The sequence below is a fragment of the Aquitalea pelogenes genome (assembly GCF_041914625.1).
Taxonomy (GTDB): domain Bacteria; phylum Pseudomonadota; class Gammaproteobacteria; order Burkholderiales; family Chromobacteriaceae; genus Aquitalea; species Aquitalea pelogenes.
The window spans coordinates 17,187-28,336 of record NZ_JAYSDA010000010.1 but is presented as its reverse complement, the minus strand read 5'-3'; the positions used below and the strand labels follow the sequence as shown (position 1 = coordinate 28,336).

11 protein-coding genes are annotated in these 11,150 nt (G+C 61.0%); 8 read left to right on the top strand and 3 right to left on the bottom strand.

Annotated elements, in window-relative coordinates; translation table 11 throughout:
- Positions 1-3: 3 nt before the first annotated feature.
- From ACE3SE_RS10110 to thrB, 3 genes are read left to right on the top strand one after another with little or no spacing between them, the layout of a single operon-like run.
- On the top strand, positions 4-732 hold the full coding sequence (locus tag ACE3SE_RS10110) for an LOG family protein (protein ID WP_045847807.1): 729 nt from the start codon (positions 4-6) through the stop codon (positions 730-732).
- A gap of 24 nt (positions 733-756) precedes the next feature.
- Positions 757-1,080: a DUF2782 domain-containing protein gene (locus ACE3SE_RS10105; RefSeq protein WP_045847732.1), complete on the top strand. Its 324-nt coding sequence runs from the start codon at positions 757-759 to the stop codon at positions 1,078-1,080.
- Between the two features lie 9 nt (positions 1,081-1,089).
- On the top strand, positions 1,090-2,028 hold the full coding sequence (thrB, locus tag ACE3SE_RS10100) for a homoserine kinase (protein WP_374555021.1): 939 nt from the start codon (positions 1,090-1,092) through the stop codon (positions 2,026-2,028).
- A gap of 51 nt (positions 2,029-2,079) precedes the next feature.
- On the opposite strand, the gene ACE3SE_RS10095 is transcribed toward thrB, so the two are convergent.
- Positions 2,080-2,946: a LysR family transcriptional regulator gene (locus ACE3SE_RS10095; protein ID WP_374555019.1), complete on the bottom strand. Its 867-nt coding sequence runs from the start codon at positions 2,944-2,946 to the stop codon at positions 2,080-2,082.
- Between the two features lie 156 nt (positions 2,947-3,102).
- Here ACE3SE_RS10095 and ACE3SE_RS10090 point away from each other — a divergent pair, with 156 nt between their 5' ends.
- Positions 3,103-4,134: a YeiH family protein gene (locus tag ACE3SE_RS10090; RefSeq protein WP_374555017.1), complete on the top strand. Its 1,032-nt coding sequence runs from the start codon at positions 3,103-3,105 to the stop codon at positions 4,132-4,134.
- 253 nt (positions 4,135-4,387) lie between these two features.
- On the opposite strand, the gene ACE3SE_RS10085 is transcribed toward ACE3SE_RS10090, so the two are convergent.
- The gene (locus ACE3SE_RS10085) at positions 4,388-4,576 is read right to left on the bottom strand and encodes a YbdD/YjiX family protein (RefSeq protein WP_045847728.1); all 189 of its coding nucleotides are present in this window, start codon (positions 4,574-4,576) and stop codon (positions 4,388-4,390) included.
- Positions 4,569-6,635 carry a carbon starvation CstA family protein gene (locus tag ACE3SE_RS10080; RefSeq protein WP_374555014.1) on the bottom strand — a complete coding sequence of 689 codons (2,067 nt, stop codon included), beginning with the start codon at positions 6,633-6,635 and terminating at the stop codon, positions 4,569-4,571. The genes ACE3SE_RS10085 and ACE3SE_RS10080 overlap by 8 nt, the downstream gene beginning before the upstream one ends.
- A gap of 160 nt (positions 6,636-6,795) precedes the next feature.
- On the opposite strand from ACE3SE_RS10080, the gene ACE3SE_RS10075 reads away from it, so the two are divergent.
- The 4 genes from ACE3SE_RS10075 (at position 6,796) to hemF (ending at position 11,150) form a co-directional block, all read left to right on the top strand.
- Positions 6,796-7,503, top strand: coding sequence for a winged helix-turn-helix domain-containing protein (locus tag ACE3SE_RS10075; RefSeq protein WP_199101830.1), 708 nt, complete (start codon positions 6,796-6,798; stop codon positions 7,501-7,503).
- Positions 7,500-8,861 carry an ATP-binding protein gene (locus tag ACE3SE_RS10070; protein ID WP_374555012.1) on the top strand — a complete coding sequence of 454 codons (1,362 nt, stop codon included), beginning with the start codon at positions 7,500-7,502 and terminating at the stop codon, positions 8,859-8,861. The genes ACE3SE_RS10075 and ACE3SE_RS10070 overlap by 4 nt, the downstream gene beginning before the upstream one ends.
- 117 nt (positions 8,862-8,978) lie before the next feature.
- Positions 8,979-9,809 carry an alpha/beta hydrolase gene (locus tag ACE3SE_RS10065; RefSeq protein WP_045847724.1) on the top strand — a complete coding sequence of 277 codons (831 nt, stop codon included), beginning with the start codon at positions 8,979-8,981 and terminating at the stop codon, positions 9,807-9,809.
- A 432-nt stretch (positions 9,810-10,241) separates the two neighbouring features.
- Positions 10,242-11,150, top strand: a complete 909-nt coding sequence (hemF, locus tag ACE3SE_RS10060; protein ID WP_374555010.1) for an oxygen-dependent coproporphyrinogen oxidase — start codon at positions 10,242-10,244, stop codon at positions 11,148-11,150.

Below are 11,150 nucleotides of genomic sequence, written 5' to 3'. Positions count from 1 at the left end.
ATGATGAGCTTGTCCGATAAATTGCCGCAGACCAGTGATCGTTACGACAAGATGCAGCGCTTCCGCTCGCGCGAGGCGTGGCATGTGATGAAGATCATGTCGGAGTTTGTCGACTCCGCCGAAGAACTGCAAGGTATCACCCCGGCAGTCAGCATCTTCGGCAGCGCCCGTACCCCGCGTGACCACCGCTATTATAAGCTGACCGAAGAGGTTGCCCGTCTTCTTTCTGATTCCGGCTTTTCTGTCATTTCCGGCGGTGGCCCCGGCATCATGGAAGCCGCCAACAAGGGCGCGTTTTACGGCAAAAGCCCGTCGGTGGCGCTGAATATCGTGCTGCCGCACGAACAGAAGCCCAACGAATACCAGGACCTGTCCGTCAAGTTCAACCACTTCTTCAGCCGCAAGGTGATGTTCGTCAAGCATGCCATTGCCTATGTGGTGATGCCGGGCGGCTTTGGCACGCTGGACGAGATGTTCGAGGCGCTGACGCTGATCCAGACCGGCAAGAGCCGCAAGATCCCCATCATCCTGTGCTGTAGTGATTTCTGGATAGGTCTGATCGACTGGGTGAAAAATCATCTGGTAAAAGAAGGTATGATCAACCCGGAGGACGTGGACCTGATCCAGCTGATCGACGAACCCGGCCAGATTGTGGAAACCATCTTCAAGCACTACGAAACCCGCGGCTTCGAGGCCTTGCCGGAAGAACGCGAAAAACTGCTCAACCTATAACACCTTCACCAAGGACCCATCCACATGCGCCGCTCTCTCGCCCTGCTGGCCTTGCTGCCCCTGTCCGCAGCCTGGGCCGAAACACCGCCGGCACCCGCCACGGTACCGCCCCCGCCCACCATTTCGCAGGATGCTGCCGGGGTGGCAGAGCCGGAAGTGCGCATCATCCAGCGTGGTGATGAAAAGATCGAGGAATACCGCCTCAACGGCCAGCTCTACATGGTGAAGGTGACGCCGTCCATCGGCTTCCCCTATTACCTGATGGATGAAGAGGGCAACGGCAACATGAAGCAGGTGGACCCGAATCGCCGCATCAATATCCCGCAATGGGTTCTCAAGCGCTTCTGAGGAACAGGAATGTCGGTTTACACCACCGTCAGCGATGACATGATGCAAGGCTGGCTGAGCCGCTATGCGCTCGGCCAGCTGGTCGAACTCAAAGGCATTGCCGCTGGCGTCACCAATACCAATTACTTTGTCACCACCACCCATGGCCGTTACGTTCTCACCATCTTTGAAACCCTGAAGCTGGAAGAACTGCCCTACTACCTGACCCTGATGAGCCATCTGGCCCGTCACGGCGTGGCCTGTCCGGCCCCGGTGGCAGACAATACCGACCAGTTTGCCTCGCTGCTGGCCGGCAAGCCGGCCTGTCTGGTGAGCTGCCTGTCCGGCGCCGACATCAGCCAGCCCAATGCAGCACAGTGTCACGCCGTGGGCGAAATGCTGGCGCAAATGCATGTGGCCAGTGCCACCTTCCCGCGCAAGATGCGCAACCCGCGCGGCCCGCGCTGGTGGAGCGACACCGCTGTCGCCATGTATCCCTACATGGACGAAGCCGATGCGGCCAGCCTGCGCGAAGAAGTGCAATTCCAGGACAGCCACCGCTTTGATCACCTGCCCAGCGGCGTGATTCACGCCGACCTGTTCAAGGACAATGTGCTGATGGACGGCGACAAGATCGCCGGTTTCATCGACTTCTACTACGCCTGCAACGACATCCTGCTGTACGACGTGGCGATTGCCCTGAATGACTGGACCCGTCTGGAAGACGGCAGCATAGATGCACAACTGGCAGCCGCCTTCCTGGCTGGTTACCAGTCGGTCCGCCCCCTGACGGCGGAAGAGAAAAAGGCCTGGCCGGTGATGCTGCGTGCCGCAGCACTGCGCTTCTGGACTTCGCGCCTGCTCGACCTCTATCAGCCGATGGATGGCGAACTGACCTACACCAAGGACCCCAAGGTGTTCCAGCGTCTGGTGGAAGCCCATCGCCAGCGCAGCGATTTCTGGCTGTAAACCAGCACAGCCACACCCATCACAGGCTGCCTTGTGCAGCCTGTTTTTGCTTCAGCCCTGATTGAACACCGTCATGCCGCGCGTCTGCCCCTTGTCCTTGTGGGTGATGCGGTACAGCGTGCGGTGCAAGGTGGGCAGCGGTGCCAGCACCGCGACAATCTGCCCGCTGTCCAGCAACTCCTGCACCACGTGCAAGGACAGGCAGCTCACCCCCAGCCCGGCGGCCACCGCCCGTTTGATGGCTTCCGAGTGCCCCATGTCCATTACCTCGCCAAAGCTGCCCACATGTGGCAGCAGCAAGCGCTCCACTTCTTCGCGGGTGCCGGAGCCGCGTTCGCGCAATACCCACTGTGTTTCTGCCAGTTGCGCCAGGCTGACCGCGCCTTGCGCCAGCGGGTGACTGGTGGCGGCAAACACCAGCAGGGTGTCGTCCTGCCAGGGTTCCACCACGATATCCGGGTGATGACACGGCCCTTCGATAAAACCCATGTCCACCTTGAAACCGGCCACCGCATCGACAATATCCGCAGTATTGGCCACCGTCAGCTCCACCCTGGCCTGGGGATGCTGCTGGCGGAAACGGGCGATCTGCTGCGGCAGCAGATAGTTGCCAATGGTGGTGCTGGCCCCCAGCCGCAGATGCATGGCGGCATGGTCATCAAACAGATGCTGCATGTCCTGTGCCGCATCCAGCATGGTGCGGGCGCGTGGCAGCAGCAGGCGGCCATGCTCGTTCAGCAGCAGCCTGCGGCCGATGCGGTCGAACAGGGCAACGCCCAGGCCGGCCTCCAGCGCTGCCAGCGCCTGACTGGCGGCGGATTGCGTCAGCGCAATCGCCCCGGCTGCTGCCGTGACCGTACCCGCTTCGGCAATGGCGACAAACACTTCCAGTTCACGCAGGCTCAAACGTAATGCCATAACCGCTTTCCTTGCCGGGCCAGCGGGCACAAGGTGCCGTTGGCCGTTATATATTAATAATTCTAATTATTTGTAGAAATTTTATCCGTTTTTCAACTTCATTGCTGGCGCGTATGGTGAGGACATCAGGGCAAGCGCCCTCACCGGAACACCATCATGACTTCCCTTGCACAAAAAATACCGGGTCTGCTGCTGGTACTGCTGCTGGCCGTGCTGGCACAGTTTGCCGCAGGCTTGCCGCTGTTCAGTCAACTGGGACTGTCCGCCCTCACCATCGCCATTGTCGGCGGCATGCTGCTGGGCAATACGCTGTACCCGCGTCTGGCCACACATGGCCACCATGGCGTCACGTTTGCCAAGGGGCAGATCCTGCGGCTGGGCATCATCCTGTTCGGCTTCAAGCTGACGTTTCAGGACATTGCCGCCGTCGGCATCAGCGGCATCATGATTGATGCCTGTGTGCTGAGTTCCACCTTTGCGCTGGCTTACTGGCTGGGGCGGCGCAAGCTAGGGCTGGACGAGCAAAGCGTCATCCTGATTGGCGCGGGCAGCTCGATTTGCGGTGCTGCCGCCATTCTGGCCACCGAGCCGGTGGTGAAAGCCCATGCCGAAAAAGTAGCGGTGGCGGTGGCTACCGTGGTGGTGTTCGGCACGCTGGCGATGTTTCTCTATCCGCTGCTGTTTTCGCTGACGCAAGCTTTGGGCGTGTCCGAATTTGCCTACGGTGTGTTTACCGGCTCCACAGTGCACGAGGTAGCCCAGGCGGTAGCAGCCGGGCGGGCGGTGAGCGAGCAGGCAGCCAATAGCGCAGTGATTACCAAGATGATCCGGGTGATGATGCTGGCACCGTTTCTGTTGATCCTGTCGGCCTGGCTGGGCCGTCGCCATCAGGCTGGCAGCAAGGAGGCGCGCCGCATCACCATTCCGTGGTTTGCGCTGGGTTTTCTCGCCATGGCCGGTTTCAACTCGCTGCATTGGCTGCCGCAAGCCTGGGTCGCCCAGCTGATTGCACTGGATAATCTGCTGCTGGCCATGGCAATGGGCGCACTGGGCCTCACCACCCACTTTTCCGCCATCCGCCGCGCCGGAAGCAAACCCATGCTGCTGGCCAGCGCGCTGTTTGGCTGGCTGCTGGTCGGCGGCACGCTGATCAACAGCGGCATCAGCTATCTGTTACACCAGCTGTGAAACACGGCATGCAATAAAAAACCGCCCGGAACCGGGCGGCTTTTCAGGCTGCGGACAACGTTATGTGGTGCGATTGTACTGGCCCCGGCAAAGCCGGGCCTTTCGACTAAATCATCGATTCCGCAGCCTTGCCATCTATTCCCTATCCCCTCACCCTTTCCCGGAAAGGGAGCCTCGCTGTCCTTGCAGGCAGCGAGCGGGAGAATCGGAAAACCGCCCGGAACCGGGCGGTTTTTCTATGGCTGACGGGTAATCAGCACGGGCACTTTTTCATCGACTTGCCGCCATAACGCTCGGACTGGCAGTGGGCGAAAAAGTCCTCGCGGCTCATCACCGGCGCGTTGGGGCTGAATCGGCGGCGACTGGCAACGTATTTGTCGTAGTCCTTCACCCCCACCATCAGCCGCGCCGCTTCGGTCAGCTGACGCAACCACTCAGACATTGGCTTCTCCCTGACGGTAAGCCGCCGGCACTTCCTTGGTGGTGACCCACTTCACGGCCAGCGCCTTGCGGATGACATTGACGGAGAACACCAGCATGGCCACCACCACGGCAATGAACATGGCGGTCAGCGTGGCATCCACATAATCATTGAAGATGATCTGGTGCATCTGTGCCAGGTTTTTCGCCGGAGCCAGCGACTCACCCTTGGCGGCAGCCGCGGAGAACTTGTCGGCGTGGGCGAGGAAGCTGATCTTGGGGCTGCTGTGGAACAGCTTCTGCCAGCCAGCCACCAGGGTGACAATCAGCAGCCACAGGGTAGGCACGGCAGTCACCCACACATAGCGCAGCTTCTGCATCTTGATCAGCACCACGGTGGCCAGGATCAGCGCAATGCCGGCCAGCATCTGGTTGGCAATGCCGAACAGCGGCCACAAGGTGTTGATGCCGCCCAGCGGATCCACCACGCCCTGATACAGGAAGTAGCCCCAGCCGGCCACGGCCAGGCCGGTGGCCACCAGGTTGGCCCCCCAGGATTCGGTATTGGCCATCGGCTTGATGAAGATGCCCAGCAAATCCTGGATCATGAAGCGCAGCACGCGGGTACCGGCGTCGATGGTGGTGAGGATGAACAGCGCTTCAAACAGGATGGCAAAGTGGTACCAGAAGGCCATCATGGTCTTGCCGCCGATCACGCCGGACAGGATGTGCGCCATGCCCACCGCCAGTGTCGGAGCGCCACCAGCACGCGACAGGATGGTGGCTTCGCCCACGTCCTTGGCCATTTGCGTCAGCACATCCGGGGTGATGACAAAGCCCCAGCCGGAAATCACCTGGGCCGCATCCACCGCCGTCTTGCCGATGACGGCGGCCGGGCTGTTCATGGCGAAGTACACGCCCGGGTCCAGCACGCAGGCGGCAATCAGCGCCATGATGGCGACAAAGCTTTCCATCAGCATGGCACCGTAGCCGATGGCGCGGGCGTGGGTTTCGTTCTCGATCAGCTTGGGCGTGGTGCCAGAAGATACCAGCGCATGGAAGCCGGAAACCGCACCGCAGGCGATGGTGATGAACAGGAAGGGGAACAGGTTGCCGGCGAATACCGGGCCAGTGCCGTCAATGAACTTGGTGAGCGCCGGCATGTGCAGGTTGGGTGCCACCACCAGGATGCCGATGGCCAGGCCGACGATGGTGCCGATCTTGAGGAAGGTGGACAGATAGTCACGCGGGGCCAGCAGCAGCCATACCGGCAGTACCGAGGCAATGAAGCCGTAGCCGATCAGGATCCACGCCAGCGTGGTACCCTGGAAGGTGAACAACGGTGCCAGCGTCGGGCTGTGTGCCACATCGCCACCGTAGACAATGGCCAGCATCAGCAGGATGAAGCCGATGACTGAAATCTCGCCGATCTTGCCCGGACGGATGAAGCGGGTATACACCCCCATGAACAGGGCAATCGGAATGGTGCAGGCAATGGTGAAGGTGCCCCACGGGCTGCCGGCCAGCGCCTTGACCACCACCAGCGCCAGTACCGCCAGCAGGATGATCATGATCATCAGGATGCCGATGGAGGCAATCACGCCGGGAATGGGGCCCAGCTCCAGGCGGATGATTTCGCCCAGCGACTTGCCGTCACGGCGCATGGACAGGAACAGCACCAGGAAGTCCTGTACCGCACCGGCCAGCATCACGCCAACCAGAATCCACAAAGTCCCCGGCAGATAACCCATCTGCGCTGCCAGCACCGGGCCCACCAGCGGACCGGCACCGGCAATGGCGGCAAAGTGGTGGCCGAACACCACCCATTTGTTGGTCGGCACGTAATCCAGGCCGTCATTATGCTTCTCGGCCGGGGTCAGACGGCGCGGGTCCAGCTCCAGCACCTTGTCGGCAATGAAACGGCTGTAGAAACGATAAGCGATGGAGTACACCGACACGGCAGCCACCACCAGCCAGATGGCATTGACCGGCTCTCCCCGGTTCAATGCCACCACGGCAAAGGCGATGGCGCCCGCCAGGGCGACGGCAATCCAGATTGCCCATTCCTTTAAGCGTTGCATGTGATTTTCTCTGTCCTTGAATTAATCATGGGCCGACATCAAGGCCGGCCTGAGTGCGTTGGGTAAACACGCGTTTCATTCTGTTCGCATGGATTCGGAAATACAAGCCATCTGCCAGTATGGTGATACTATTTCTCCCATTGTTTTTGGCAGATACCGCATGGCACCGCACATTCTCATCATTGAAGATGACATCCACCTGTCACAGCTCATCGCCGCCTACCTGACCAAGCACGGTTATCAGGTAAGCCAGCACGGTCGTGGCGATACCGCCGCCGATGTCATCCTGGACACCCGCCCCGACCTGGTCATTCTGGACGTGATGCTGCCCGGCAAGGAAGGCTTTGATGTCTGCCGCGAAGTGCGGCTGCGTTATCACGGCCGCATTCTCATCATGACCGCGCGCGATGAAGACGTGGACGAAATCCTGGGGCTGGAACTGGGCGCCGACGACTACCTGGCCAAGCCGGTAGAGCCGCGCCGCCTGCTGGCACGGGTACGCGCACTGCTGCGCCGCGGTGTGGCAGAAGAAGATAACGTGGAAACCGGTGACAACGATGAACTGGTATTCGGCCAGTTCAACATCAGCCAGGGCACCCGCGCCGCCTATCTGAGCGGCGAGGAAATGGAGCTGACCACGGCCGAATTCGACCTGCTGTGGCTGCTGGCCAGCCATGCCGGGCAGGTACTGTCGCGCGACGACATCATGAATGAATTGCGCGGCATCGGTTTTGACGGGCTGGACCGCTCTATCGACGCCCGCATTTCCCGGTTGCGCAAAAAGCTGGGCGACAGCCCGGATTCGCCCACCCGCATCAAGACCGTACGCGGCAAGGGCTATCTGTTCTCGCGCAGCGACTGGGAATGATCCACCTCCCCCGCCTGCGGCCCGACCGCAAGAACCGCAACGCCAAACCGTCGCTGGCCACCCTGTTTGCCCGCTATTTCATCATTGCCATGGCGGCAGAGCTGGCCATCATCATCGGTTTTGCCTTCATGCTGGGCAAGCTGTACCAGAATAGCGATAGTGAAAACGCCCGGCGCATGCTGGACGGCCCGGCATCGCTGCTGGTGCAGGAGCTGCAACGCGTGCCGGTGGCGGCGCGCGAACATGCGCTGCCGCAACTCACCCGCCACTTCAGTTATCCGGTCAAGCTGATCAGCAGCCTGCCTGCCGACCTGGACCCGGAAAGCAAACAGAACTTTGCCACCGGCAAAACCTATCTGGATTTCGACAACAACCTGCTCTACATCCCGCTGCCGGACGACAAGCGCATGTTGCTGCTAGGCCCGCTGGATGCCACCCCCAACAGCAACGACAGTGGCTGGATTACCGAGGACATCGAGGTATTGCTGCTGTGGATCGTGTTTACCGGCAGCACGCTGGGCCTGTTGATGTACTTCTACCTGCGGCCGATGTGGCGCGACCTGGTATCGGTACGCGATGCCGCCGAGCTGTTTGCCAATGGCGACTTCCACGTGCGTACCCCGCAGGCCCACAGCCGCTTGTTCGCCCCGCTGTCCACCGCCCTCAACAGCATGGCCGCCCGGCTGGAACGGCTGCTGGAAATGCATCAGGCCATGAGCCACGCCGTGGCGCATGAAATCCGCACCCCCATTGCCCGCTTGCGCTTTGGCCTGACCATGCTGGAAGAAGAGGACGACGAGGACGAACGTCGCCGCTACAGCGACGGCATGGAACGCGACATGCAGGAGCTGGAAGAGCTGATTACCGCCAGCATGGAATACGCCAAGCTCAACCGGGGCGAAGCCATCCTGCAACGCGAGCAGGTGGATCTGTACGAATGGTTTGACGACCTGATTGACCTGGTGCAGCCGCTCAAGCCGGCGGGCATCCGTCTCAGCATGGACTGCGCACGCGGCGCAGCCGCCTTTGACCGCAAGCTGATTTACGTCGCCAGCCGCAACCTGCTGCTGAACGCCTTCAAGTATGCGCAACATCAGGTTCACCTGATTGTGGAACGTCAGGGCACCATGCTGGAAATCCAGGTGGATGATGACGGCCATGGCATTCCCGAAGCCGACCGGGAACGCATTTTCGAACCCTTCCGCCGCCTGGACCGCAGCCGCGACCGCGCCACCGGCGGCTATGGCCTTGGCCTGTCTTATGTCCGCCTGATAGCCGAACACCATGGCGGCAGCGCCTTTGCCGGCACCAGCCCCCTGGGCGGTGCCCGTCTCACCCTGCGCATTGCCCTGAGCTAAATCTCACAAGTCACACAGGTCACAGCTTGTCACAAAGCAGTGACACGAAGGCGACAGACCCGCGCTCTGCCCTCCTGCATACTCCAGACTGTTAATTTTTGTGTATGTGGAATTGCCATGCGCTCTACCCGACCTGCGGCCCTGCTGATCCACGGCCTTGGTGGCACTGTTTATGATCTGGGCTCGCTGGGCCGTACCCTGGAAGACGTCGGCATCGTCACCCATGCCCCGCTGTTGCCCGGCCACGGCACCGAACCGGAAGAGCTGCTGGACATCCGCTGGACCGACTGGATAGAAAGCATGCGCGCCGAATACCGCGCGCTGAAGCAACGTCACGGCGTGGTGCATCTGGCTGGCGTATGCCTGGGTGCACTGGTGGCGCTGGAAGTGGCACGGCTGGAAAACCATCAGGACAAACTGGCACTGTATGCGCCACCGGTATTTCTGGATGGCTGGAGCCTGCCGCGCCTGACCTGGTTGCGCCCCCTGGGTTACATCCTGCCCGGCATGGCACGCCGCATGCGTATTCCGGAAGCCGAGCCCTTCGGCATCAAGAACCCGCGCATCCGCAAGCTGATCCAGCAACGCTTCGAGCGTGGCGAGCGTTTTCACTACCCCTATGTGCCGCTGGCCTGCATCCGCGAAGTGGACAAGCTGCGCCGGCAACTGCTGCCGCGCCTGGGCCAGATCACCTGCCCGACACTGATTGTGCATGCCGACGAAGACGACATCACCAGCCCGCGCTCGGCACACCATCTGCAGAAACATCTGGGCGGACCGGTCGACTTCATGCCGCTGTCCGACAGCTATCACATGATTCTGGTGGATAACGAACGCATGGCGGTACTGGCGCGCAGCGTGGACTTCTTCCAGTCCAGGCCGGCCAACCGTCCTGCTGTCAGCAGCAGCCCGCAAGAAAACTGGCAGGCCAGCCCGGTCACCGCCTGAGCGGCAAACTGCCATGCCTGAACACGGGCCGCCACGTCAATGCGTGGCGGCCCGTTTTGCATTTCCGGGTGGCAAAGTTCCCTTGCTTCATGTTTTGCAACACACTCGGCCGCATTGTCATTCACCGTCACCAAGCAGGCACAACCCGGGCACACAGCCAAGACGCTAGCCGCACAGTGCCCATGCGGGCTTCTGTCACACTGTCTTCCATGCTTCAGCCTTGCCACGGACACCCCCGAGCCCGTGACGCGCTTTTGCTTTGTATCTGTAAGGCCTGGCAACAGGCCTGTACTCCTCTGTCCTTTGTGTGACGATGTGCGACCCGCCCTTACCGGCGGGTTCTTTTTTTGTCCGCCTCCCCGCCGCATGCCGCTGCAGCAGCAGGAATCCCCCTGCTACAATGCCATCCACACCACCATCCAGGATATTGCAATGAGTCATCCCCACGCCAACGAGGTGAAAGCCTTTTTGCTGCAACTGCAAGACCGTATCTGTGCCGCGCTGGAGCAGGCCGATGGTCAGGGCCGTTTTGTCGAAGACGCCTGGCAGCGTCCGGCGGGTGGTGGCGGGCGCAGCCGGGTGCTGAGCAAAGGCGCGGTATTCGAGCAGGCCGGGGTGAATTTTTCGCATGTCAGTGGCGATGCACTGCCGGCGTCGGCAACCGCACATCGCCCGGAACTGGCTGGCCGCCGCTTTGAAGCCATGGGCGTGTCTCTGGTCATCCACCCGGAAAACCCGCACGTGCCCACCAGCCATGCCAATGTGCGCTTTTTCATTGCCGAAAAGGACGGCGCCGAACCAGTATGGTGGTTTGGTGGTGGCTTTGACCTCACGCCCTTCTATCCGGTGGAAGAAGACGTGATCCACTGGCACACCGTGGCGCGCGATCTGTGCCAGCCTTTTGGTGCCAATGTGTATGCCGATTACAAGAAATGGTGCGACGAATACTTTTTCCTCAAGCACCGCAACGAAGCCCGTGGTGTGGGCGGGCTGTTTTTTGACGACCTGAACACCTGGGGCTTCGAACGCAGCTTTGCCTTCATGCAGGCGGTAGGTCAGGGTTTTGTCGAGGCTTATGTCCCCATCGTGGACAAGCGTAAGGCCACCCCATGGACTGATGCACAGCGCCAGTTCCAGCTGTACCGCCGTGGCCGCTATGTGGAATTCAACCTGGTATGGGACCGTGGCACACTGTTTGGCCTGCAAACCGGAGGCCGCACCGAATCCATCCTGATGTCCATGCCACCGCTGGTGCGCTGGGAATACGGCTACCAGCCGGAACCCGGCAGTGCAGAAGCCGCACTGTACGAGCGTTTCCTGCCCGCCCGCGACTGGGTGTAG

Excerpts from the sequence above, each read along its gene's own strand:
- ACE3SE_RS10085 (WP_045847728.1), bottom strand. The coding sequence starts at position 4,576 with ATGTCTGAGTGGTTGCGTCAGCTGACCGAAGCGGCGCGGCTGATGGTG.
- ACE3SE_RS10080 (WP_374555014.1), bottom strand. The coding sequence starts at position 6,635 with ATGCAACGCTTAAAGGAATGGGCAATCTGGATTGCCGTCGCCCTGGCG.
- ACE3SE_RS10065 (WP_045847724.1), top strand. The coding sequence starts at position 8,979 with ATGCGCTCTACCCGACCTGCGGCCCTGCTGATCCACGGCCTTGGTGGC.
- ACE3SE_RS10090 (WP_374555017.1), top strand. The coding sequence starts at position 3,103 with ATGACTTCCCTTGCACAAAAAATACCGGGTCTGCTGCTGGTACTGCTG.
- ACE3SE_RS10110 (WP_045847807.1), top strand. The coding sequence starts at position 4 with ATGAGCTTGTCCGATAAATTGCCGCAGACCAGTGATCGTTACGACAAG.
- ACE3SE_RS10070 (WP_374555012.1), top strand. The coding sequence starts at position 7,500 with ATGATCCACCTCCCCCGCCTGCGGCCCGACCGCAAGAACCGCAACGCC.
- ACE3SE_RS10095 (WP_374555019.1), bottom strand. The coding sequence starts at position 2,946 with ATGGCATTACGTTTGAGCCTGCGTGAACTGGAAGTGTTTGTCGCCATT.
- thrB (WP_374555021.1), top strand. The coding sequence starts at position 1,090 with ATGTCGGTTTACACCACCGTCAGCGATGACATGATGCAAGGCTGGCTG.
- ACE3SE_RS10105 (WP_045847732.1), top strand. The coding sequence starts at position 757 with ATGCGCCGCTCTCTCGCCCTGCTGGCCTTGCTGCCCCTGTCCGCAGCC.
- ACE3SE_RS10075 (WP_199101830.1), top strand. The coding sequence starts at position 6,796 with ATGGCACCGCACATTCTCATCATTGAAGATGACATCCACCTGTCACAG.
- hemF (WP_374555010.1), top strand. The coding sequence starts at position 10,242 with ATGAGTCATCCCCACGCCAACGAGGTGAAAGCCTTTTTGCTGCAACTG.